The sequence below is a fragment of the Streptomyces sp. NBC_01571 genome, from assembly GCF_026339875.1.
Lineage (GTDB): Bacteria > Actinomycetota > Actinomycetes > Streptomycetales > Streptomycetaceae > Streptomyces.
The window spans coordinates 79945-102606 of record NZ_JAPEPZ010000001.1 but is presented as its reverse complement, the minus strand read 5'-3'; the positions used below and the strand labels follow the sequence as shown (position 1 = coordinate 102606).

Genomic DNA, 22662 nt, shown 5'->3' with positions numbered 1-22662 from the left:
TCACCGCGATGACTTCGCGGATACGGCGGAGGGAGCCACAGCGGCAGACGACTCGGCGTGGCCCGGGTCGCCGTTCTCGTGGCCGCCGGAGTTACCTGACCTCGGCGATGGTGGCCATGACTCGTCCGGTCCGGCCGCCGCACCGTGCGACGCCGCGTACCAGGCATGCTTCCCGCGGCGGGCGCAGGGCCTTGCCGGCCGTGGGGGGAGGCCCTTGACGGTGGTCACCACGTGCAGGGTCACCTGCGAGAGCTGACTCAGGTGCCGCGTCATGCCCTGTGCGGCGCACACTCGGGCAGGGCGGGTCACATGTGCGCAGCGCCCGCCTTGATCGCTTCCCGAATGCGGTTGTAGGTACCGCAGCGGCAGATGTTGCGGATCTCGTCGAGGTCGGAGTCGCTGATCTCATGACCGGCAGCCTGTGCCTGCCTGACCTTGGCGACCGCCGCCATGATCTGCCCGGGTTGGCAGTAGCCGCACTGCGCCACGTCGTATTCCAGCCAGGCCTCCTGCATCGGGTGCAGGTCCTTGCCGACCGTGTCGGGCAGGCCTTCGATCGTGGTGATCTCGTCCTCCGGCCCTACGTCCTTGACCTTCACCGAGCAAGGATTGAAGGCCTTGCCGTTGAAGTGGGACGTGCAGGCCTTGCAGACATTGATGCCACATCCGTACTTCGGCCCGGTGACGTCCAGTACGTCACGCAGGACCCACAGCAGTCGAAGGTTGTCATCGACGTCGACGGTGACGCGCTTGCCGTTGAGGATGAAGGTGTGCGTGCTCATGGTGCGCTCCTCAGTAGGTGTGGCTCAGGCCGTCGGACGGTGACTCGGGAACGGGTGGGATGAAGGGCTTGACCTCGAAGGACACCGTGCCGTGGTTGATCGGGAACACGGTGGGCATCGTGCCGGTCGCACGGGCGTAGGCGCCCGCGACCGCGGCGACGGATGCGGCCACTCCGGCTTCGCCGGCGCCACCGGGTTGCTCGGAGTCGGAGGGCATCACGATGCACTCGAAGTCAGAGGGGACGTTCCACTGCCGGGTGTAGAAGTAGTTGTCCCAGCTGGCTTCGAGGAAGTGCCCGTCGCGCAGGTGCAGGCTGCTGGTGAGGGCGAGCGCGATCCCGTCCGAGACACCACCCAGCATCTGGGCCTCCAGGCCCTGGGGGTTGATCACCAGTCCGGCGTCCACGGCGATCACGGCCTTGGTCACCCGGGGCCCGGTGACCGCGTTGTAGATTTTGCGGTTCACGGTCTCGGGTCGACAGTCGATTTCGACGAGCACCGCGGTCGCGCCCTTGTACTCGCTGTGGATCGCGATGCCCTGCGCCGCCCCGGCGGGCATCGACCTGCCCCACCTGCCCACGTCAGCGACCTTCTGGAGCACCGCTTTGACCCTGTCGTTCTTGAGGAACGCAAGCCGGAATGCCAGCGGATCCCTGCCCATCTTCCGGGCGAGCTGATCGACCACCAGTTCATTGGCACACGCCACATCGGGCGAGTAGATGTTGCGCATGCTCCCGGTGTTGAAGCGCGCGTCGGTCTCGTTGAGCAGCTGGGTGACGACGCCGAAGTTGTAGGGGAGTTCCTGCGTTAGCGTGAAGATGGTCTCGGAGAACCCCAGCGCGCCGAGCCCGGTGGGCAGCCTGTCGGCCGTCGCCGTGATCATCTCGCCGAGTCCGTGGCTGAAGTCGGTGACCACACTGGTATGCCGCTGTTCGAAGGTCAGCACTTGCCCGGCCAGGTACGTGGCCCGGATCCGCGAGGTCACCATGGGGTGTACCCGCCCTTGTCGAGGCTCGTCGGCGCGATGCCACATCAGCTTGACCGGCTTGCCCATCGCCTTGGAGATCTTGGCGGCCTCGATGGCGGGGTCAGCGAAGAGCTTGTGTCCGAACGACCCTCCGCCGGTGACGACGTTGACGGTGACCGCGTTCTGCGGCAGGCCGACGGCCTTGGCGATGTCCGCCTGCGCCACGATCGGCACCTTCAGTCCCGCCCACACGGTCGCGCGGTCCGACCGGACGTCGGCGATCGCACAGTTCGGCTCGAGCGCGGCGCTGCTGCGGAACATGAAGGTGAAGTCCGCCTCCACCGTGCCCGCCAGCAGAGGGACCTTCGGGATCGCCAGCGGCAGTTCGGCCTTTCTCAGCCGGGCCAGGATCGTCTCGTCGGACTCGCCCGCGACCGGGCCCGGGTTCCACTCCACGTCGAGGGCACGCACCGCGTCGATGCACTGCCCGAATGCCTCCGCGCGAACAGCGACTCCCGTGTCGACCATCGCCACATCCGTTACGCCCGGCATGGCAAGCACCGTGGCTCGGTTGCGTACCGACTTCGGCGAGCCGTTCAGAGTGGGCGGGCGGCAGACCATTGTCGGCAGCGCGTCCGGCACGTGAAGGTCCAGCGTGAACTTCTTCCGCCCGGTGACCGCAAGTTGGGCGTCCTCCCGCCGGTAGGGCTTGCCGATCACCGAGAAGCTTGAAGTGGCCTTGAGTTCGACCTCCACCGCCTTGACGGTGCGGCTGGCTGCCTTGGTGGCCAGAGAGCCGTAGGTCATTGATGACCCGTCTGGCGTGAAGATCACCCCTTCCTTGGACTTCAGCAGCGCCACTGCCGAGCCGAGCTCGATCGCCGCGGCTTCCAGCAGCGCCTTCCTGGCGATGGCTGCGGCGACTCGTACAGGTGTGAAGGTCGAGACCGTGGTGTTCGATCCGCCGGTGAGCTGGTTGAGCATCAACTCGGCGCGGGCCGGCGCCAAGGCCACGTGCACCTTGTCGACTGGCAGGTCGAGCTCCTCGGCGATGATCATCGCTGTCGAGGTGGTGATTCCCTGGCCGACCTCCATCCGCGGAAGCTCGAACGAAGCGGTGCCGTCCTCGTTGATCACGATCTTGATCAGCGCGGATGTGGGGAGCGCGGCGTCGGTCTGCAGATCCTCGAGGTCGTACAGCTCCGGGATCTGGGGTGCTGAGGGCACCGCGGCGTAGGCAGGGGTGCCCAGCCCGAGGTCGGCGGCCACGGCAAGCGTGGCTCCACCCAGCACATAGCCGATGAACGCGCGGCGGCCGACCCCCGCGCGCTCACCACGTCCAGTGGTGCGGCCACTCCTGGCAGGGACGTCGGTCATCGGCCATTCCTTTCTTGTTCCCAGTCGTCCGCTCTCGAGATCGGCAGACAGTTGCGTTCCCGGGAGCGACGCGGCAGGGAGCACTGGGCACAACCAGTTGTCGGCTCACCATCGGCGAGCGGATCAGAGCCTAGAACCGCATAAAGTCCTGGTCACTGGGCCGAGCACCAGCGAAGCGGGGCAGCCGATTGTGCGTGAGCACAATGGAAAGCCGGTATTCGCACGAGGAGAGAGTGGAATGAGGAGACAGTGAAAAAGGACAGTGAAAGGGGACTGTGAAAGGAGACAGTCAGAGGCCTGTCAGCGCCGGGGGGTGCCTCAGTCCGTCAGTTCCCGGGCCACCGGAAGACGCGCCGCGCCTGCCTTCGGCGTGATCGCCGGGGCGCGTCCGCGCGTACCGGTGTCCAGGCCAGCCGAGCCTCATTCAGGGAGGGAGCCCAGTCGCACGGCCTGCAGGGCAACGTAGAGCTCCGCGCAGGAGCCCGCGTCGCTGGTTCGCCGGCCGGTCAGTTCGGTGATCCTGCGCAGCCGGTACAGGACGGTGTTGCGGTGGCAGTGCAGGTGCTCGGCGGCCCGTGTGGTCGAGCCGCCGGTGGCGAACCAGACGCCCAAGGTGTCGAGCAGGACGGCTCGTTCCGCCGCCGGCAGGGTGAGCAGCGGCCCGAAGACCGTACGGGCCACCTCGGAAGCGGCGTCGGGTGAGGCCGCCGCAAGCAGGGCTATCGGCGAGCTCCCGTAGACATGCGTGCCGGAGGCCCCGGGCGGCAGGCACTGGGCCGCCAGTTGGGCCTCCCGCCGAGCGTTCGGCGCGTCCATGGGCGAGGCGAAGGGCCGGCTGATGCCCACGCGGGAGAGCGCGATGCCGCCGAGACGCTCCTCCACCGCGACGACCAGATGCTCGTTCGGCAGAGCGAGGAGGCCGAGCAGGCTGCCTGCCCGGTGGATCCACTCGCCGTCGATGTCGACCGCCCGCAGCCGTCCCTCGACCGTCGGCAGAAGGCCGACGCCGTCGTTGTTCTCGGCGCACACCACCAGGAACGGTCCTTTGAGGTCCAGCCGCAGGACCCGCATGGCCTCCCAGGCCCTGGAGCTGTTCCCTGCGGTGCCGTCGAGCAGCGTGGTGAGCATGATGCTCCGTGCGGAGGCATCGTGGCATGCCTGTTCCTCCACCGCGGCGCGGTAGGCCTCGGCAGCGGCGCTGGAGCACTCGTCGATGATCAACCAGATGTCCGAGGCCCTGTGCAGCAGCCAGGCGGCGCTCTCCTTGGCGAGGGCCATCGCCAGCAGCCGGTCCCAGACGAACCGCCCGCCGAGGCGGAAGGCATGCAGCAGAGCGGCCAGCGGGATGCCTTGTTCGGCCTTGAGTCGGCCCGCCGCACGCGGGGCGTCCATGTTGGTGGGCACACCCCCGTTTCTCAAGGCTGTCAGTAGCGTGCGCAGGTTGTCGTGCACGGGGGCGCGCAACTGCTCGTGGCTCAGCAGCATGCCCTCGGCGTACGAGCGCTCGCCGTTGAGGATCTCGGCGGTCAGTTCGTCGGTCAGTGAGTCCACCGAGAGCAAGAGCCGGTCGAGCAGATCGGTCATGCACGCGTCAGCGCCCAGCGGCATGGTCATGCGCGGATGATAGACGCACGCGATTGTGTGCGGGCACAAAGCGTGCGGCATTATGGGCTTGATCCGGTGCTGTCGTTTGCGGTACCGGTTGAGCCCCCGCCCGGCGGCGAGCTAACCGGCGGAGGTGGTGGCGATGTTCTCGATGCCTAGGTCGACCCCGATGAAGCCGTCCGGCTCGTACTGCTCGGCCTCGGGCACGTCATAGGTGGCGACAAGGTAGAACACGCCGTCGCGCTCGATCAGGTCGGATTCGCCCTGCCGGTGTGCCTAGAGCATCTTGAGCGCGTCGGCGGAGCAGACGAAGCGGATGTTCTTGACCCGGCCGTCCACGGTCCAGATGGACACGGTCCGCTGGTCGTACTGCCAGCTCAGGCACCGGTCGTCATACGGCTGGGCGGCCTCGGGTCGAAAGGTGATGGGTGCAGATCTTCTGAGGGTGCGTACAAGACCGGCGTGACCTGCGCAGTCACACATCCGTCTGTCCTGTGGGGCGCCTCGAGCAGGCGGCGTCCGTGCTGGTCGGCGCGACTCGTCACCACAGCTCGGATGTTCCGGTGCCGAAATGACAGGGCGCGAGCCCTCCCTGATCAGCCACCAACGACGAACCTGCTGGGCACAGGCCTATGACCAACCCTCAGAAGATCTACACCCATCGCCTTTTCCTCAGCCCGGCCGTCGTCCGTATCCAACCCGGGGCGGCGGCAGGCCAGTTCGAGAAGCAATCCGACTAGGCGCCGGTGGCGCGTAGCGAGCGGGGCAGGCCGAAGCGGGGGAGCAGGCCGTTGTCGACGAAGCGGGTCAGCGCCGAGACGCGGTGGCCGGACAGGGTGAGGACGAGCAGACCGTGGGCGTGCGCGATCGGCGTCCTCGGATCGACGAGGTAAACGCCGTACGCGGGCTGGCCGTTGGCGTGCGTGGGCACCAGCCGGAAGCGGCGGCCGTCGCGCAGCGCGACCGTCCTCAGGAAGTGGCCGATGGCCTCCAGTCCCTGGTACTCGTACGGCAGCGGCGGCATCGTCAGCCACGCGTCGTCGGTGAGCAGGGCGAGGATCGCGTCGACGTCGGCGCGTTCGAAGGCGAGGGAGAAGTCGTCAACGAGCTTGCGCTCGCGGGGTGAGTACGGCAGCTCCGTCTCGGCGTGGGCGTGCGCGGGCAGCCGGGTCGCGAGCGTGGCGCGGGCCCGTTTCAGCGCGCTGGTGACCGAGTCGACGCTGGTGTCGAGCATTGCGGCGACCTCGGCCGCGCGGAAACCGAGCACGTCCCGCAGGACCAGCACCGCCCGCTGCCGGGGCGGCAGGTGCTGCAGCGCGACGAGGAACGCCAGGGAGACCGCCTCCTTGGTCTCGTAATGGGCCTCCGGGCCGGGTGCGGCGTCCGGCAGCCCGGCGAGCAGCACGTCCGGATAGGGCTCCAGCCAGCTGGGGTCGCCGCGGCGGGTGGGTTCGGGCAACGGAACCTCCAAGCGGTACGCCCAGCCCTCGCCGGGCCGGCGGCTGCCGTCCCGCAGCGCGTTCAGGCAGCGGTTGGTCGCGATCCGGTACAGCCAGGAGCGCAGCGACGACCGCTCCTCGAACCCGTCGAGCCCGCGCCAGGCCGCGAGCAGGGTCTCCTGCAGCAGGTCCTCGGCGTCCTGCACCGAGCCGAGGATGCGGTAGCAGTGCACCTGCAGCTCGCGCCGGTAGGGCTCGGTGAGCTCACGGAACGCCTGCCCGTCGCCCGCCCGCGCCCGCTCCAGCGTGAGCGTCGACATGGGCATCGGCATCGGCGTCTCCTCGCTCGGCATTACGTCGCCTCCCAGGCTCCGGTTCGTCGACGGTTTGGGCAATTCGAGTCCGTCGACAGTTATGACACCCACGGCGGCCGAAACTGGTCGCCGCATCCCGACCGTCCGCGCAATCCACAGCCGATCGCAGAATCCGCGACCGTTCGCCGCCCAGTTTCCGGACCACCCCGTGTCTCCACCACCGACAGCACGACTGCAGACACACGGCGACGGGAGCACCAGTGAACAGCAACGAGAAGTCCGTCACAGCGGCGCAGCGGTGGACGCTCGCGCTGGCGTCGGTGGGTTCGTTCATGGTCGTCCTCGACCTGCTGGTGGTGGCCACGGCGCTGACCGCGATCCAGCGCGACCTGCATGCGTCGATCGAGGACCTGGAGTGGACGATCAACGCCTACACCCTCAGTTTCGCGGCCCTGTTGATGACCGCGTCGTCGCTCGGCGACCGCTTCGGTCGCAGGCGGCTGTTCGTCGCCGGGCTCACCCTATTCGCCGTGGCGTCGGCCGCATGCGCGCTGGCCCCCAGTACCGGCACCCTGATCGCGGCACGCGCCGTCCAGGGCATCGGCGCGGCGACCGTCATGCCGCTCGCCCTGACCCTGCTGAACGCCGCGTTCCCGCCCGAGCGGCGCGGCTGGGCGCTCGGCATCTACGGCAGCGTCACCGGCCTCGCTGTGCTGCTCGGCCCGGTCCTGGGCGGCGTGATCACCGAGGGACTGGCCTGGCAGTGGATCTTCTGGCTGAACGTACCGGTCGGCCTGGCCGCGATCCCCTTCGTGCTCGCCCGGATCAAGGAGGGCTTCGGCCAGGGCACGGCGGTGGACTTCCCGGGCCTGCTGCTCTTCACCCTGGCCGCGTTCGGGCTCGTCTGGGGCCTGGTCCGGGCGGATGCGGCGGGCTGGGGCAGCGTGGAGGTGACGGGCGCGCTGGCCGGGGGAGCGGTCCTGGTCGTTGTCTTCCTGGTGTGGCAGTCCCGGGCCCGTACGCCGATGCTGCCGCTGCGGCTGTTCCGCTCCCGGGCGTTCTCGGCGGGCAACGCAGTGATGTTCCTGCTCAGCGGCTCGATGTCCGCCTCGGTGTTCTTCATCGCCCAGTATCAGCAAGTTACCCTGGGTCAGGGCCCGTTGGGCGCCGGTCTGCGGCTGCTCCCGTGGGGCACCTTCGTGGTCCTGCTCGCCTCGCGCACCGGAGCACTCGCCGACCGCTGGGGCGAACGCTCTCTCGTCGTCGCCGGCCTCGCCCTGCAGACCATCGGCACGGCCTGGATCGCCCTGATCGCCGCCCCGCACCTCTCGTACACGACCCAGGTCATCCCGCTGAGCCTCGCGGGCATCGGCTTCGCCCTGGCGATCCCCGCCGTCACCAAAGCGGTGGTCAGCACCAGCACACCCACCGACATCGGCAAGGCCTCCGGCGCCTACAGCACGATGCGACAGCTCGGCGGAGCCTTCGGCGTCGCGATCACCGCCGCGGTCTTCGCCGCCACCGGTGGCTACACCTCCGCGGCGGCCTTCAGCGACGGCTTCGGAGCGGCAATGGCGGTGGCCGCCGGCCTCGGCGTCGCCGCAACGCTGGCGGGCACCTTGCTGCCGCCCCGCGGCGACCGGCTCTGCGCGCCCCGACGGGAGCACCGGCCGACGCAGACCGGGTGGACATCTCGTAACCGGCGGCCGCAGGGGCGCGGTTCAACAGATGCCGAAGGGGCTCGGTCGAGCCCCTTCAAACTGCCGGAGGACCTGCGCGGGTGAACCGCCCGCCCGGTCCTGGCGAACTGCGAGCAGGCCCTGGGCAGGCCTTCTTGGTCTCCTGGTAATGGGGTGTCCTGCGGACTGTTATGCAGCCGCCGGGACGGAGACCGTGCTACTGGCCGGGGAGCAACGCCTGCTGCATGCAGCACGGCCCCGGGCGGTCGTGCGCGTGGGTGGTGCTGGCCGGTGAGGATTCGGTTGACGTCGAGGTTGCCAGTGAAGAACTGCGAGGTGGTCGGCGGAGCCGCCGTGCCACTCGATCATGAGGAAGGTGGCGTCGTCGCTGGTGTGCCCGCCCCGTTCCCTCCGGTCAGTACAACAGTCGCATTTTTCGTCAGTAGTTATCTCCCTTCATCAGTCTTTATCATGATTGCGTGAAGCTTTCCGAGTGGGCGGCGCGCAACGGCGTGCATTACCAGACCGCGTGGGCCTGGGCGAAGGAGGGCCGTAAGCCGGTCCCTGTCGTGCAGACGCCGTCCGGTATGTGGCTGGTCGAAGAGTCTGCTCCCGAGGTCGTTGGGCGGACGGTGGCGTACTGCCGTGTTTCGTCCGGCGACCAGAAGGCGGATCTTGACCGACAGGTCTCCCATGTCGTCCAGGGAGCCATCGGGCTGGGGCTCGCCGTTGCCGAGGTTGTGACCGAGGTCGGGTCGGGACTGAACGGGAATCGGCGCAAGCTGCACCGTGTCCTGTCGGACCCGGCCGTTGCCGTCATCGTCGTGGAGCATCGCGACCGGCTGGCCCGTTTCGGTGTCGAGCATCTGGAATCGGCACTGTCGGCTTCCGGCCGGCGTCTGGTGGTGCTCGATCCGCAGGAGACGACCAGCGACCTGGTCCGGGACATCACTGAAGTCCTCACCTCGACGTGTGCCCGGCTGTATGGGCAGCGAGCGGCGAAGAACCGGGCCGCACGCGCTATCGCCGAGGCCACCGCTCCGGCTGCGGAGACGACCGGGTGAGCGGGGCGGAGCCTGCCGGGAGCGGGAAGAAGAAGCGCCGGGGGTTCGAGGCGCGGCCCGGCTTCCACGTCGTGGGCCACAGGCTCGCCCTCGACCCCAGCGCGTCCGCCCTGCAGGCTCTGGCCTCGCATTGCGGGGCGGCGCGGGTCGCCTACAACTGGGCGGTGCGGCATGTGCTGGCGAGTTGGTCGCAGCGCGCAGCGGAGGAGACCTACGGCGTTCCCGAGGCAGAGCGCGTTGCGTGGCGGTCGTGGTCGCTGCCGTCGTTGCGGAAAGCGTTCAACGAGGCCAAACACAACGACCCGTTCCTGCGGGAGTGGTGGGCGCAGAACTCGAAGGAGGCCTACAACACCGGCCTCGCGAACGCTGCCGCCGCGTTCGACAACTACGCCAAGTCCCGGCGCGGCGAGCGCAAGGGCGCCCGGATGGGCAGACCCCGTTTCAAGCCGAAGCGGAAGACTCGTCCGGCGTGCAAGTTCACCACCGGCACCATCCGCCTCGATGACCGGCGGCATATCGTCCTGCCCCGCCTCGGCCGGATCCGCCTCCACGAGGACGTTCAGCCCCTCGTGGACGCGATCGCCGAAGGGTGCAGATCCAATCAGGGTTCCAAGGTCCACGAGCAGGCCGTTTCTTCAGCGCAGCAGGCCAGCGACGTGGGGCGGCCCCTCAAAGGATCTGCACCCATCGCCGAAGGCGGGACGCGGATTCTGTCGGTGACGGTGCGGTCCGAGCGGGGCCGCTGGTTCGCGGTCCTGCAGACCGAGGAACGCCACACCATCGCCCCTGCCGGCCGCCCCGGCACCGCAGTCGGGATCGACCTCGGCGTCAAGACTCTCCTCGTCATGGCGGACTCGGCTGGCGAGGTCCGCGAGGTCGCGAACCCCAAACACTACGACCAGGCACTCACGCAGCTCCGGAAGGTCTCCCGGACCGTCTCCCGCCGACGCGGCCCCAACCGGCGCACCGGACAGGCCCCGTCCCGTCGCTGGGAGAAAGCCAACGCGGTCCCCAGAAGCTCATCTGCAGAAACATCACGAACAGGGACACTGTGCTGTGTCCTCTGGGAGAGCGCCTGGGCCGAGTTCGTGCCCTTCCTCTCCTTCGACGTCGAGATCCGCAAGGTCATCTGCTCGACGAACGCGATTGAGTCCGTGAACGCCCGCATACGCAAGCCCGTCCTCGAGTTCCAGTGGTTGTCGCAACACCGCAGCACCACGATGGTGCCGAGCCGGCCCGCACGCAGGGCGGCAGACACTCAGCGCCAGCCGAGCTCCGGTGCTACGTGGGTGAGGATGCTCTCCAGTACATGGGCGTTGTAGTCGACACCGAGCTGGTTCGGGATGGTCAGCAACAGGGTGTCCGCGGCTTGGATGGCCTCGTCTTCCTGGAGTTGCTTCACCAGTACGTCCGGCTCGGCGGCGTACGAGCGTCCGAAGATCGCCCGGGTCGTGTCGTCGATCATGCCGAGCTGGTCCCGCGAGTTGCGGTCGTGGCCGAAGTAGGCCCGGTCCAGGTCGTTGGTCAGGGCGAAGACGCTGCGGCTGACCGACACACGCGGTTCTCGTGTGTGGCCTGCCGCCTTGTACGCCTCGCGGTACGCCTCGATCTGCTTGCGCTGCTGGACGTGCAACGGCTCGCCCGTCTCGTCGTCCTTCAGTGTGGAACTCTGCAGGTTCATCCCCAGCTTCGCGGCCCAGACGGCGGTCGCGTTCGAGCCGGAGCCCCACCAGATCCGCTCGCGCAGCCCCTCGGAGTGCGGCTCGATGCGCAGCAGCCCCGGCGGGTTGGGGAACATGGGCCGCGGGTTCGGCTTCGCGAAGCCCTCGCCGTCGAGCACCTTGAGGAAGGTCTCGGTGTGTCGGCGGGCCATGTCCGTGCCGGTCTCGCCCTCCGCGGGGGTGTTACCGAAGTATCGCCAGCCGTCGATCACCTGTTCCGGTGATCCGCGGCTGATGCCGAGTTGCAGCCGGCCGCCGGAGATGAGGTCGGCAGCGCCGGCATCCTCGGCCATGTACAGCGGGTTCTCATAGCGCATGTCGATCACGCCGGTGCCGATCTCGATCTTCGAGGTCCGTGCACCGATGGCCGCGAGCAGCGGGAACGGGCTGGCCGCCTGCCGCGCGAAGTGGTGCACCCTGAAGTACGCACCGTCCACGCCGAGCTCCTGCGCAGCGACCGCCAGGTCGATGGACTGGTGCAGGAAGTCGGCCGCGGACCGGGTCTTGGAGTGCGCACTCGGCGACCAGTGGCCGAACGAGAGGAAACCTATCTTCTTCACTCGAGGTCAAACCATCCGGCGGCCGCGTTTGATTCCCCGCGTCGGCACGGTGCGACCAAGCCGAACGGTCGGTGCGGCCATCGGGATCCCCCTCAGGGGTGCGACTGCCGGTTCCGCGCACTGCTGGCCATGTGACCGCACCGGCGCGCCCGCCTGCCCATGGCACGCTCCCGCCGGTGCGCTGAATCCGCGGACCCCGGCCCCCGACCCGAGCCACCGCAGTCACCTGCCCCCGGGCCGCCCGCGTGGAACGGCGCCGGGACCCACGCGGGCGCCCACGTGGCGACGCTTTTTGGGGCGGCGTGCTCAGATGTGTGCCACCAGCACGTACCACCCGCCAAGCGATCACCCAGCTCAACCAGCTCGGCTACACCGTCACCCTCAACCCGAGGGAGGCCGCAACTTCCTGACAAGCAGCCCGGATACCCTGCGGCCCTCCGCGACCGCCGGGCACCCCGCCCTGCCCACCTTCATCCTGACCTGCTGCTATTTACGCGTCAGGCATGGTCGCTCGGGGTGGGGGGAGGCATGCGTCGTCTTGTGTCCGCTTCGTGGTCGAGGGGCGCGCGGTGACGTCGGTGCTGGGAATGCTGGAGGAGCGGGAGGTGGCTGCCCGGGTGCGGGTAGAGGGTCTGCGGGAGGAAGCCACGCGGTGGCTGAGGTGTTGGAGGCCGCGGAAATCGAGCTGGACCGGCGGGTGATCGTGCGGGAGGAGCTGGTCGAGGCGTTGGCAGCTTCCCCGGCCGGGACGACTGCCGAGGCCGAGGCTGAGCGGGAAACGGCGCCCTCACAGGTGCCGGTGCTGGGCTCGACGGTGCCAGGTAGGGCCTGTGTCCGCGGTTTTCCGCGGACACAGGCCCTACCTGGCACGGGTTCGTACGAGACCGATCAGCTGTTGGCGTTGAGGACGGGGTAGTAGCCGGAGGCGTGGCCGGTGGCGGTGGGGTGGTAGGACTCCCAGCTGGGCGAGACCACCAGGGAGTGCAGCCAGTCGTCGCCGGAGCACAGTTCGTGGCCGTTGAAGGCGGAGCGGACGTCACCGAAGACGAAGCCGTGGGCGGCGGCCCGGCTGGAGATGACGCTGTCGAGGACGTCCGAGGCCTCGTCGATCTTGCGGTGCTTGGTGTCGCTGAGCCCGACGCAGATGACGCCGAGCGTGTACACGTGCGGGTAGCCGAGGACGACGACCTTGGCGTTGGGCGCCTTGGCGCGGATCGCGTTGTAGGTGGCGTCGAGGCGGGCGGGAAGCGTGTTCTGGGCGTAGCTCTCGGCCTGGTTGACGCGGTTGACGCAGTCGGTGTCCGAACCGGTCACGCACGTGGTCATGACGTCGGAGAAGCCCGCGTCATTGCCGCCGATGGTGAGGGAGACCACTCCGGTGGAGGAGTTCAGGGGGCCGAGCTGGGAGTTCGTCACGTCCGTGGTCACCGCACCCGAGCAGGACGTGTCGGCGAACGCGGACGGGGCGTGGGCGTTCTTCCACAGATAGGGGTAGGCGCTGAAGCTGCGGTGGCAGTTACCGCTCGCACTGTCGTAGTTGCCGGCGCCGTTGCCGGCGGCGTACGAGTCTCCCAGCGCGACATAGGACGGCCCGGCGGCCTGTGCCGGAACGGTCAGCGCGAAGCTGAGCAGTGTCGCGAAGCCCAGCGTGGCAAGGGCTGACAGGGACTTGGTGGGTCTCACGGAACCTCCCGGAGTGGTGAACCGGCTGCCGGGGGGGCAGCAGGCAGCAACGCGTAGAAGGGCGCGCGCATGACAAAGGGGGTTTCTTGACCGGACTCCGCGTGCGCGCCCCGGCGGTGCGGGGGCGCGGGCGGGTTGAACGTGAACGGCCGCCGCGCTGAGGTGGAGTGAGACTGAGGCGGGCTGCCTGGGCCTCATCGAGCGCACGGCGAAGGCGCGTTCGGCGAAGCGTGCGGTCGGGGGTCTGGGACTATCAGTACGCGCAGACGCCTTACGTACTCAGCGTCTCGGCCACCAGTTGGAAGAAGGCCGTACCGTCCCCGGTGCAGTTGCGGCTGTCATCGGAGGTCGGGTCGACCGTGCAGGAATTCGAGCCGACCGTGTTGGTGTCGTCGGACAGGGAACCGCCGAAGTCGCCCGGCTCGGCACGGACATCGGGCTGGGGAAGGGCGCGGACCATCGCGCGGTTGTCCGGGGTGATGTCCGCGTCGGCGCCGTCGCGGCGGTGGACGATGCCGGGGTGGGGGATGCCGGCGCTGCCGCGGCGGACGATGCCGCAGTCGTCGGCGGGGCAGCCGGCTTGGCAGGCGGGTCCGGTGTGAGCGCTGGAACCGGTCTCGCGGTACCCCCTCGGGTGGCCCGGGATGCGGTGGCCCGCGGTCGGCGAGGAGTGGAAGCTGCTGCGGACGTCGAAGCCGGCGCAGCGGCGCCGACTGCCGTCGATGCGCGAGGCGGTGCCGCGATTGCGCGGCGTCGTGAAGGTGCCGCTCACGCGCTTGCCGGTGACCGTGTCGTCGTGGGAGGCGGAGGTGGAGGTGGACGTGAGTGTGGCGGGTTCCGGGTGCGAGCCGTTGGTGCCGGCGCTCACCGCGAGCGAGCTGCCCCTAGGGTCAACCGCCCAGGTGCCTGGCATGCCGATGACATCACCGGCCGAGGCGGGTTGGGCGCAGCCGTGCCTGCCGAGCTCCGGCGCGCCGGCGGCCTCGCCGTCATCCTGCGCGGCCCTGTGCGTCGTGACGTCGGCGGCTGTGGTCTTGGCCCTGGTGTCGTAGCGCCAATCGGCGGTCGAGGTGGCGGGGGACTTGGTGAGGCTGGCTGCGGCCGACGGCGAGGTCTTCGCCGAAGAGGCGGTCGGGGCGGCGGCCATCGTGCGGGCCGCCGTCGTGAAGAAGCCGGACGCCATGGCGGTGAGCCTGGCGCGTCTCGCGGTGCTGGATGTCGTGATCCGCACACGGTCCTCCTGCGCGGGGGGAGGTGTTGGTGCCGGTCAGGGGTACGAGATGAGAGTCCGCCGATGGGTTAAATCGGCGTGCTCCTGACAAATTCAATGCTGGATTATTCCGAGGCGGTCGGCAAGCAGTCGGCGGCAAGAATTTACGCGCGTCACATTGGGCGCGTACCTGCCCCCAGATGGCTCCAAGCGCTGCCGTCGACAAGGAACTTGGACGAGGGAGCCCAATCTCATGGCTTGAGGACGGAGTTGGGCTCCTGCCCGGGCGGGTGATGCTGCCGCAGGGACGATGGGTTGCCAGTCAGCCGGGGTCAGGCAGGAGCGCGAGCCGTTCAAGGGCGGCGGTGATCTCGCCGGTCCAGGGCCAGTGCCGGGCGAGGCGGAGAATCCTGCGCCGACCGGTGGTGACGAGCTGGCCGGCTGCGGAGAACAGGCGGAACCGCAATCGACGCGGTTCCCAGAGCCTCGCCCGGCCGGTCAGCGCGAGCATGGGCATCCAGGCCAGCAGGTCGAGCGCGATCTGGACGATCTCCATCCAGACCCGGTTCTGGGCGGTGTCGTGCGGGGGCAGGTTGCGCAGGCCGGTGGCCCGGGCGGCCCGGATCCGGTCCTCGGCCCGTGCCCGGAGCCGGTGACGCAGCTCGAGCTCGGCGATCGGCCGACCGGTGGTGTTGGTCGCGAAGCACGTGATCCGCATGCCGTCCGCGTCCGTGATCCTCAACTGGGCGACGGGATGGGGCCGTTCCTTGCGGCCGGTGAGCCGCATGCCCTTGGGCCAGTCGTCCAGGAGCTTGCCGGTGAGCTCGGCGACCCAGGCCCCGTCCCGGGCCTCACCGTCGGCCTCGACGGCCGGGGTCCAGGCCGAGGCGGGGACCTTCAGCACGTGTTCGTGGATCGCTTCGGTGACCGTCATGCCGACCGAGTAGGACAGCCATCGGCCCCGCTTCGCGAGCCAGGACACGAAGTCGTGGGTGCCGCCGGCGGAGTCCGTGCGGATCAGCGTCTGCCGTCCTCGCCGGTAGTGCTTGGGTAGTTGGGCCAGGGTGAGTTGGGCGGTGGTGATGTGGTCGGCGGCGGTGTTGGAGCCCGCGTTTCCCGGTCGGAGGAGGGCGGCGACGGGTTCACCGGTTCCGCCCGGTCCGTGGTCGACGAAAGCCGTCAGCGGGTGATGGCCGTAGGTCTTCTTCCAGGTCGCGGCCGCGTCCTGCTTGTCGGAGTGGGCGATCACGAGGACGCCATCGAGGTCGACAGTGACCTGGCCGTCGGCGTCCGGGGCGTTCTCGCCGGCCAACGACCAGGCACGATGACGGACTTCGGAGCGTGCGGACCGGACGGCCTGCAGGGCTTTGTCGCCGGATGCGGCGAGGGTGTCGATCAGGCGGGAGACGGTCGGGTCGGAGGCGACCGGGCCGAAGACGGCCGGCTCACACCGCAGCATGGCGACGTCCGCGAGGCAGTCCCCGCCCAGTGCGACCGCCAGGGCGACGTCCAGGAGGATCTTGCCGGGATCGTGGACGGCCCGCGGTTTGCGCCACGGAGCCAGAGCTGCGGATATCGCCTGGTCAAGGCCCGTCTTGCGGACCGTCTCCAGCAGCAGGACCGCACCGGCCTGCGAGAGCACCTGCCGACCGTCTGCCTGGACACGGACACGTGGGTACGACGAGATAGGCTCTCTCACCTGGAAAGTGCTCTTTTCCTTGCAGCCAACAGGACCCTCAGCAAGTCCTATCGTTGCAGGTCAAGGGCACTTTCCGTGTTTCTGATCAACTCTTGGACAGCCCACCTCGTGAAAGCCCGAGGCTAACTTCGCTGTCAAAGGACACTCGTGGTGTGGGCTTGTGGTGTGGCCTCACCACAGCCCACACCGGTACGGGCGCCCCGTCCACGGCCGCCTGTTGCGCAGGCGTCACCGGCTGATTGCGCACGGTCTGCGCAATCGGTGTACGTCGGCTGCGCAACCCTGTGACCTGCCGTGGTCAGTCCTGTGGTCGGGGTCATGGTCGGGCCTGGGCAGCGCCCGACTGTTGCGCAACGCTCGATGCGCAACGGGGCGGTGCGAGAGCCGGGTTGCGCAGTGAGCGGTCAGCTGGGGTCGGCCCTTTGTGCACCGGCTGCGCTGCGCCTCAGCCGGAGGTGTCGTCCGGCTTGGCTTCCGGTCGGCAGAGGCTGCAGGTCTCGATGAACTCGGTGTCTCGGGCGGCGGCGCGGAACTGGGCTGCGGAGATCGGCGACGTCTTCCGGCTGGCCATGGTGCAGCTGTCCGTGTGGAGGACCGCAGGCTGGGGGTCTTTGGGATGGCGCTTGATCTCCAGCATGTAGCCGTCTCCCGCCCCGGTAGGGCCGTTGGGAGACCGTTCGGGCGGGAACGGCGGTGGCGCCAGAGCGGGCCGTAGCTGCGGCCGTGACGGGCGGGGCGGTCGGCCGGCCGCGTGGAGGGCGTGCTGCACCTCCTCGCGCTGCAGGTGGAGGTAAGTGCGGATGGTGTCCGTGTCGGCGAGCAGCAGGTGCGCGGTCTTCGCGATCCGCCCGTACTCCGCGCACGCCGATCCCAGCGGAGTCGGGCGCCCGTCGCGGCCGAACATGGCAGCAGGTCGTAGGCACGGACCTGGTTAGTGGAAGCCCGAACACCTCAGCAAGGTGGAGGGGGTGAGGGCCCCGGATCATGGCCTCTTCGAGTTGTCGATCAACGCGGAGCCTTTCCAAAGTTGCCTCCTGGCCGTGAAGGGGATCGCGGCCCCAGCGGTTGCTGGTGCGACCGGTTCCGTGGCGGTCTGGTTGTTGATCAGCAGGTGGAGGTTGGCCGTGTTCGGCCAGTGCTCGCGCCGGTATTCCGCCAGTCGAGCATCGATAGGTCGAACCTCGGCGAGTGCTCCCGAGGAGAGGCCACGTATGGCCGTGATTTCGGCATGTGTCCGGCGTCAGCGCAGCGGCTCGGCCCGAACGCGGCCAGGCCGCCTACGCGACGTCGCCCTTTCTGGTGATCGTCGTGCCGGTCGTCCTCACCATCCGTGAGGATGACGAGAGGATGCACCACACAACGACCGCACGCGCGGCGTGACATTGCACGAGAACCGCCCGGGAATCCGGGGCAAGCTCACCTTATGGAATGGGGTTGCGGTGCGTCGTTCTGTCGTCGCCGGCTTGATCGGCTCTGCCATGCTGGCAGCGGCGGTCCTGTCTCCTGCCGCGGTTTCCGCCGCGCCTGCCAAAACTGCCGCGCCGGCAGACTTCTACCAGGCGCCGTCGCCACTGCCGGCCGGTGAACCTGGCGCGATCATCCGGACCCAGCCCGCGACGGTTGTCGCGACCGCGGTGACCGCAACTGCCACTACGGCGATGTACCACTCCCGCAACGCCCAGAACGCCGACATCGCGGTCACCGGCACGGTGTTCACACCGACGCTGCCGTGGCTCGGTGCCGGTTCCCGGCCGTGGGTGGACCTCGCGGTCGGAACCGAGGGTCTGGGGCAACAGTGCGCGCCGTCCAAACAGTTCGTCGCCAGCACCGAACAGGAACTCGAACCGGTCAAGGCGCTGCTGGCGAAGGGCTGGGGTGTCGTTGTCAGCGACTACGAGGGTTACAACACCGGTTCCACCCCTACCTATGTTGCCGGAGTCTCCGAGGCGCACACCGTGCTGGACATGGCCCGCGCGGCTGCCTCGATCCCCGGGACGGGCGTCTCCGCGGCGACTCCTTGGGCCACGATGGGCTACTCGCAGGGCGGAGGCGCGTCGGGCTGGGCGGCGTCGCTGGCCCCTTCCTATGCTGCGGACCTCAAGCTGATCACCGATGTGTCCGGGGGTGTGCCGGCGGACGTCCGGAACGTGGCCGAATCCCTGGACGGCAGTGTCACCGGCGAGGGCCTGCAGCTCTACGCGCTGATCGGCCTCCAGCAGGCCTACCCCGGCCAGTTCCCACTGGATGACTCCCTCAGCGCTGCAGGCAAGGCCACCGAGGCGTCATTGAAAACCCAATGCGTCGTGCAGACCCTCGCCGGTTACCCCTTGAAGAAGTTCAGCGACTACTCGACGGGCGCGACGATTCAGCAGTTCGACGCACAACCCGGTGTCGCCTCCGTATACGTGCAGGACAACCTGATCACTCGGCCGGCACCGACCGTACCCGTGCTCCAGTACCACGGCGCCCTGGACGAAATCATTCCTATCGGCCAAGCCCGTGCCCTGAACCAAGCCTGGTGCACCGCAGGCGTCCGCACGGTCTTCACCGTCGTACCCGGAGATCACGTCGCCGGCGAGACCGTCGGCCTGCCCGCTGCGGTCAGCTGGCTGTCCGACCGGTTCGCCGGGCGGCCAGCGCCGACGACCTGCGCATAGCACCCACAGAAATCCAACATCGTCGATGCCGAACTGGTGCCGCACGGCCGGCTCATCTTGTCGATCGGGCACTCGATGAGCTGGCCGGTCATAGGTGGATTTCGACCTTGTGCCGCAGCTCCAGGAACATGAAGTGCGTGGTCAGCGCCTGCGACCGGGCCAGTCGGGTGCCGCTCGGCGAGCCACGCAGCATCTTCCCGAAGTGCGCGTCGGCATCGGCCAGATCCATGTCCCACGGCGGTCGGCCGAACCAGGACCTGATCTGGTCCAGGTGCCCGACGTCCCCGCGGATCGTGCCGTCCACCACTCCCACGATCCCCACAGCCCACGCGGTCCATGCGAGCCTGAGCGTCCTGTTGTGGCAGAGCCTCTACCTGCCGACCGGCCGGGACGGGTACCCGGCTATCGCCGTGGTTTTCGACCCCGGCACCAGGCTGGGGGAGCAGGCGCTGAAGAACCGCATGAACCGGGTACTGGATCTGACCCGCGCCCACTGGTCGGGCACGTATCAGAAGCTCGGCGGATACGGCGGCGAGCCGGACGGCTACCTCGACTTCACCGACGCCATCCCGGTCCTCTTCACCACCCTCGACCGCATCCAGGAATCCGGCCCGCTCGCCCCGGTGTGGTGGCGCTGCGGACACCGCCAGTGGGAGCCGTGGCGGTGACACCGCGGCGTTCGCGGTCCCGCAGCACCCACTCGCGCCGCGAACCTCCACCTGCTGATCAACAACCAGACCGCCACCAAGACCAGCCGCGCCAGCAACCACTGGATCAGCGCGCCGATGCGCGGGCAGACCGCGACCCTGGAGAGGCTCCGCGTCGACCGGCACCTCGAAGAGGCCATAATCCAAGGCCCTGATCCGCTTCACCTCGCCGAGGTCTTCGGGCTCGATGAGAAGACCGCGATGCGTTACGCAGACTCCGCGCGGGCCCTGCTGGAACAAGCTGCCGAGCTGCAGCACCGGTGAAACCTGTTCGACCAGGACCCGAGAGTGAAGGGATCATAGGCGGATGCCGTCGCCCGAAGCAGCAGCCAGCGAACTGCAGGACCGCGCCACTCTCTGGAGCGTGGGCGAGATTCCCGCAAGCGATGTTGTCAGCGCGGCCTGTGATGCGCTCGTCGCCGGCCTAGACAGCCCCGGACTTACGATCGCAGGCGCGGTTGGCGGCCCTGGGGTTGAGGGCCGGATGGACCCGCTACGAAGCATGCCGGGGCGACCCCTTCCGTTGGCAGGGCCATGCCCAAAATTGGCGTGGCGCCACCCTCCCCGCGGCCGGATCCGCGTGGCCGCCTCGGAGAGGTTGTGCGGCGCGCCCGCGCTGCGGCAGCATGACGCCGTATGAGCAGAGACCGGTACGTCGACTTCTTGCGTGCGTGGGCGATCGTCCTGGTCGTACTCGGCCACTGGCTGATCACCGCTCTGGTGCGGGGGCCCGGTGGGGAGATCACCGCGCCGGAACTGCTGGCGACCATCCACTGGACCCAGTGGCTGACCCTGGGATTCCAGATCATGCCGCTGTTCTTCCTGGCCGGGGGCCACGCCGCGGGCGGCTCCTGGTCGCGGGTCCGCGCTTCAAGCGGTACGGCCGGCGGGTGGGTGAGACGGCGGGCTCTGCGGCTGCTTCTTCCGGCGGCCGTGTACAGCGCGCTGGTGCTGCTGGCCGTCGGGATCTGCTCGGCTGTCGGCGTGGACCCGGACACCCTCGCGCTGGTGGGCTGGGCGATGGGGATGCAGTTCTGGTTCCTTCCGGTGTATCTGCTCCTGAGCGCCCTGACTCCGGCGCTGCACGCGGCGCACCGACGCTGGGGAGCCCTCGTCCCGCTGGCGATGGGCGCTGTGGCGCTGGCAGCCGACACCCTGGTGGAGACAGCGCGGACGCCGTACGTCGGACTGCTCAACTATGTGCTCGTGTGGGGTGTGGCCTATCAGTTGGGCTTCTGCTGGCGCGACGGCCTGCTGACGGGGCGTCGGCCGGTGCCGGCCGTGATGGCGGCGGCAGGCGGACTCGCCTTCGCCGCGCTGATCACCGTCGGGCCGTTCCCGGTCAGCCTGATCCTGGTGACCGGGCAGAGCCCCGGCAACACCGATCCGCCGTCGGCGGCCATGCTGGCGTGGGTGGTGGCCGAGATCGGCCTGTGCCTGCTGGCCGGGCCCGCGATGCGGCGGCTTCTGGACCGGGCGCGGGTATGGCGGCTGGTGCGCCCGGTGGGCGGCGCGAGTATGACGCTCTACCTCTGGCACATGCTGCCGGTGCTGGTCGTCGCCGCCGTGTTCTATCTGACCGGGCTCGCGCCCGAGCCCGCGTTCGGGTCCGCGGCATGGTGGGAACTACGGGCGCCGTGGCTGCTGGTGCTCGGCGTTGCCATGGCGGGGGTGCTGCTGGCGCTGCGGCCGCTGGAACACTGGCTGACGCTCCTTTACGAGCGGACACGGCCGGACGCCGGCCCGCGCCGGTCCTGGGCGCTCTGGTTCGGCCTGGCGGTGAGCGTCGCCGCTTTGAGCCGCTTCGCCGTGCACGGCTTCGCGTACGACGGCCGGTTCCCGCTGCTGCCCGCGCTGGGCCTGGCGCTGGGCACGACGCTGGTGACGGTCCCCGGACCGAAGGCGGCGTACCCGAGCCCCGATAAGCCTGTGGATGACACCACCCTCGGTGCCCCGGCCTGCCGGCCGACCTGAACCGGTGCCCCCGGCCGTGCGGAGGGCCGCGCCGGGGCAGGTTCCCGGTCATCGACGGCCGCGTACGTTCCTCGTGTGCCCGGCGCCGGCGGGTCAGTTGACGTGGGCGAGGCGCAGCAGCGCCGTGGTGGCCGCTGCGGCCAGCACCACCAGCAGGAAGGGTGCCTTGCGCGCCGCCAGCAGCCCGCCGACCACCACTCCGGCCGGCCGGGCGATCCCCGCCGCGCCGTGCCCCGTTGTCAGCGACGCGGTCGCCACCAGCGCGGCCAGCAGCACGATGGCCGCGGTCTTGAGCAAGTCCTTGGCGCGCGGCGGCAAGGCGACTCTGGCCCACAGCAACGGCCCGACCAGGCGGAACGCGAAGGTACCGGCGGCCAGTGCCAGCAGCGCGGCCAGCATGGCGAAGTGGTACGGCATCAGATGGCCTCCGCGGTGATCGGGTTGAGCGCCATCCCGGCGAGCGCCAGCAGCTCCGGCAGCCCGGCCGGCAGGAAGGGGGGTGGTGGCCAGCGCGATCGCCGCCCCGGTCAGCGCCGCCCGCCGCACACCCCGCTCCCGCAGGGCCGGCAGGATCAGCGCCAGGATCACCGCGGGGAACATGGCGTCCAGCCCCAGCGCGTCGGTGTCGTGAATGAGGTTGCCGCCAGCGCGCCGACGAGCGCGCCGCTCGGCCAGCAGACCAGTACTCCGACCCCGCAGGCCCAGTACGCGGCGCGCTGCCGGGGCAGGTCGGGTTGGGCGAGCGCGAGCACCACGCACGCCCCCAGGCCAGCCGCCGACCTCAATCGCTCCCCACGTCGTTAGGGTGCTGGCAGCCTGCACACGCGCAGAGGCGGACTACGATGTGCACGACTTGCTCCCCGAAGCGCTCGATGAGCTCGGCCTCATTCTCTATCCGATTGCCAGCGAGGCCGGCCGAGAAGCCGCCGCGCGAGAGCTCGCACGACGCATGATGGCCGGTGAGCTGAAACCTTGGGAGCTCACTTTCCGGATCAACCAGCGCTACGGGCACGAGCTGCCCCTGACAGCACGGCTCGCCGAACTCGATGACGAGTACGCCTTCCTCGAATACGGCGGCGACGAAGAAGTAGCTCAGATCGATGCCGAGGTCACCCCCGAAGCCCACCGCCTCGCCGAAGCACACCCCCGCGTTCCCGCCGAACCCACGGGCGACCCCACCTGATGCACACGGACCGACCCCCGAGTTCCCACTGAACAGGCTTC

Annotated in this window: 20 protein-coding genes and 2 pseudogenes; 9 read left to right on the top strand and 13 right to left on the bottom strand. The window is 69.2% G+C overall.

Features of this window, described 5'->3' with window-relative positions; all coding sequences use genetic code 11:
- Positions 1-305: 305 nt before the first annotated feature.
- The 5 genes from OHB41_RS00445 to OHB41_RS00425 all read right to left on the bottom strand — a co-directional run bounded on the left by OHB41_RS00445 (position 306) and on the right by OHB41_RS00425 (position 6502).
- Positions 306-782, bottom strand: a complete 477-nt coding sequence (locus OHB41_RS00445) for a (2Fe-2S)-binding protein (RefSeq protein ID WP_168532769.1) — start codon at positions 780-782, stop codon at positions 306-308.
- 10 nt (positions 783-792) lie between these two features.
- Positions 793-3126, bottom strand: coding sequence for a molybdopterin cofactor-binding domain-containing protein (locus tag OHB41_RS00440; protein WP_266695959.1), 2334 nt, complete (start codon positions 3124-3126; stop codon positions 793-795).
- A 420-nt stretch (positions 3127-3546) separates the two neighbouring features.
- Positions 3547-4740, bottom strand: a complete 1194-nt coding sequence (locus tag OHB41_RS00435; protein ID WP_266695958.1) for a PucR family transcriptional regulator — start codon at positions 4738-4740, stop codon at positions 3547-3549.
- A 267-nt stretch (positions 4741-5007) separates the two neighbouring features.
- Complete coding sequence (locus OHB41_RS52515) at positions 5008-5214, bottom strand: hypothetical protein (RefSeq protein ID WP_526024870.1); 207 nt, start codon at positions 5212-5214, stop codon at positions 5008-5010.
- Between the two features lie 253 nt (positions 5215-5467).
- On the bottom strand, positions 5468-6502 hold the full coding sequence (locus tag OHB41_RS00425; protein ID WP_248002391.1) for a sigma-70 family RNA polymerase sigma factor: 1035 nt from the start codon (positions 6500-6502) through the stop codon (positions 5468-5470).
- 242 nt (positions 6503-6744) lie between these two features.
- Between OHB41_RS00425 and OHB41_RS00420 the strand changes: the two genes are divergently transcribed.
- From OHB41_RS00420 to OHB41_RS00410, 3 genes and pseudogenes are all read left to right on the top strand, one after another.
- Positions 6745-8268, top strand: a complete 1524-nt coding sequence (locus tag OHB41_RS00420) for an MFS transporter (RefSeq protein WP_266695957.1) — start codon at positions 6745-6747, stop codon at positions 8266-8268.
- 374 nt (positions 8269-8642) lie between these two features.
- A complete protein-coding gene (locus OHB41_RS00415; protein ID WP_266695956.1) occupies positions 8643-9227 on the top strand; it encodes an IS607 family transposase in 585 nt (194 codons plus the stop codon).
- Positions 9224-10408 (top strand): annotated as a pseudogene (locus OHB41_RS00410) (transposase); the annotation flags it as partial. The gene OHB41_RS00415 and the pseudogene OHB41_RS00410, both read left to right, overlap by 4 nt.
- 77 nt (positions 10409-10485) lie before the next feature.
- On the opposite strand, the gene OHB41_RS00405 reads toward OHB41_RS00410, so the two are convergent.
- A complete protein-coding gene (locus OHB41_RS00405) occupies positions 10486-11508 on the bottom strand; it encodes an LLM class flavin-dependent oxidoreductase (RefSeq protein WP_168532777.1) in 1023 nt (340 codons plus the stop codon).
- Between the two features lie 652 nt (positions 11509-12160).
- Here OHB41_RS00405 and OHB41_RS00400 point away from each other — a divergent pair.
- Positions 12161-12424 (top strand): hypothetical protein, encoded by a 264-nt coding sequence (locus tag OHB41_RS00400; protein ID WP_266695955.1) that lies wholly within the window; start codon positions 12161-12163, stop codon positions 12422-12424.
- Here the strand turns inward: OHB41_RS00400 and OHB41_RS00395 are convergent.
- The 5 genes and pseudogenes from OHB41_RS00395 to OHB41_RS52510 all read right to left on the bottom strand — a co-directional run.
- Positions 12397-13191, bottom strand: coding sequence for an SGNH/GDSL hydrolase family protein (locus tag OHB41_RS00395; protein WP_526024869.1), 795 nt, complete (start codon positions 13189-13191; stop codon positions 12397-12399). The two genes, OHB41_RS00400 and OHB41_RS00395, sit on opposite strands and share 28 nt — an antisense overlap.
- A gap of 271 nt (positions 13192-13462) precedes the next feature.
- The gene (locus OHB41_RS00390; protein WP_266695954.1) at positions 13463-14422 is read right to left on the bottom strand and encodes a hypothetical protein; all 960 of its coding nucleotides are present in this window, start codon (positions 14420-14422) and stop codon (positions 13463-13465) included.
- 301 nt (positions 14423-14723) lie between these two features.
- Positions 14724-16100 carry an IS1380 family transposase gene (locus OHB41_RS00385; RefSeq protein ID WP_266695953.1) on the bottom strand — a complete coding sequence of 459 codons (1377 nt, stop codon included), beginning with the start codon at positions 16098-16100 and terminating at the stop codon, positions 14724-14726.
- A gap of 445 nt (positions 16101-16545) precedes the next feature.
- Positions 16546-16737 carry a DUF6233 domain-containing protein gene (locus OHB41_RS52225; protein WP_353962915.1) on the bottom strand — a complete coding sequence of 64 codons (192 nt, stop codon included), beginning with the start codon at positions 16735-16737 and terminating at the stop codon, positions 16546-16548.
- Between the two features lie 102 nt (positions 16738-16839).
- Positions 16840-17036: pseudogene (locus OHB41_RS52510) on the bottom strand (Tn3 family transposase); the annotation flags it as partial.
- 440 nt (positions 17037-17476) lie between these two features.
- Between OHB41_RS52510 and OHB41_RS00375 the strand changes: the two are divergent.
- Entirely contained in the window at positions 17477-18757 is a 1281-nt protein-coding gene (locus OHB41_RS00375) for a lipase family protein (RefSeq protein ID WP_266695951.1), read from the top strand.
- Between the two features lie 88 nt (positions 18758-18845).
- On the opposite strand, the gene OHB41_RS00370 is transcribed toward OHB41_RS00375, so the two are convergent.
- On the bottom strand, positions 18846-19061 hold the full coding sequence (locus OHB41_RS00370) for a hypothetical protein (RefSeq protein WP_266695950.1): 216 nt from the start codon (positions 19059-19061) through the stop codon (positions 18846-18848).
- Here OHB41_RS00370 and OHB41_RS00365 point away from each other — a divergent pair.
- The 3 genes from OHB41_RS00365 (at position 19051) to OHB41_RS00355 (ending at position 21438) form a co-directional block, all read left to right on the top strand.
- The gene (locus OHB41_RS00365) at positions 19051-19425 is read left to right on the top strand and encodes a hypothetical protein (protein WP_266695949.1); all 375 of its coding nucleotides are present in this window, start codon (positions 19051-19053) and stop codon (positions 19423-19425) included. The two genes, OHB41_RS00370 and OHB41_RS00365, sit on opposite strands and share 11 nt — an antisense overlap.
- A gap of 117 nt (positions 19426-19542) precedes the next feature.
- Positions 19543-19728 (top strand): hypothetical protein, encoded by a 186-nt coding sequence (locus OHB41_RS00360; RefSeq protein WP_266695948.1) that lies wholly within the window; start codon positions 19543-19545, stop codon positions 19726-19728.
- Positions 19729-20100: 372 nt separating this feature from the next.
- The gene (locus tag OHB41_RS00355; protein ID WP_266695947.1) at positions 20101-21438 is read left to right on the top strand and encodes an acyltransferase family protein; all 1338 of its coding nucleotides are present in this window, start codon (positions 20101-20103) and stop codon (positions 21436-21438) included.
- 93 nt (positions 21439-21531) lie between these two features.
- Here the strand turns inward: OHB41_RS00355 and OHB41_RS00350 are convergent, their stop codons facing one another.
- On the bottom strand, positions 21532-22026 hold the full coding sequence (locus OHB41_RS00350; protein WP_526024868.1) for an AzlD domain-containing protein: 495 nt from the start codon (positions 22024-22026) through the stop codon (positions 21532-21534).
- A gap of 256 nt (positions 22027-22282) precedes the next feature.
- Between OHB41_RS00350 and OHB41_RS00345 the strand changes: the two genes are divergently transcribed.
- Positions 22283-22621, top strand: a complete 339-nt coding sequence (locus OHB41_RS00345; protein WP_266695946.1) for a hypothetical protein — start codon at positions 22283-22285, stop codon at positions 22619-22621.
- Positions 22622-22662 lie beyond the last annotated feature (41 nt).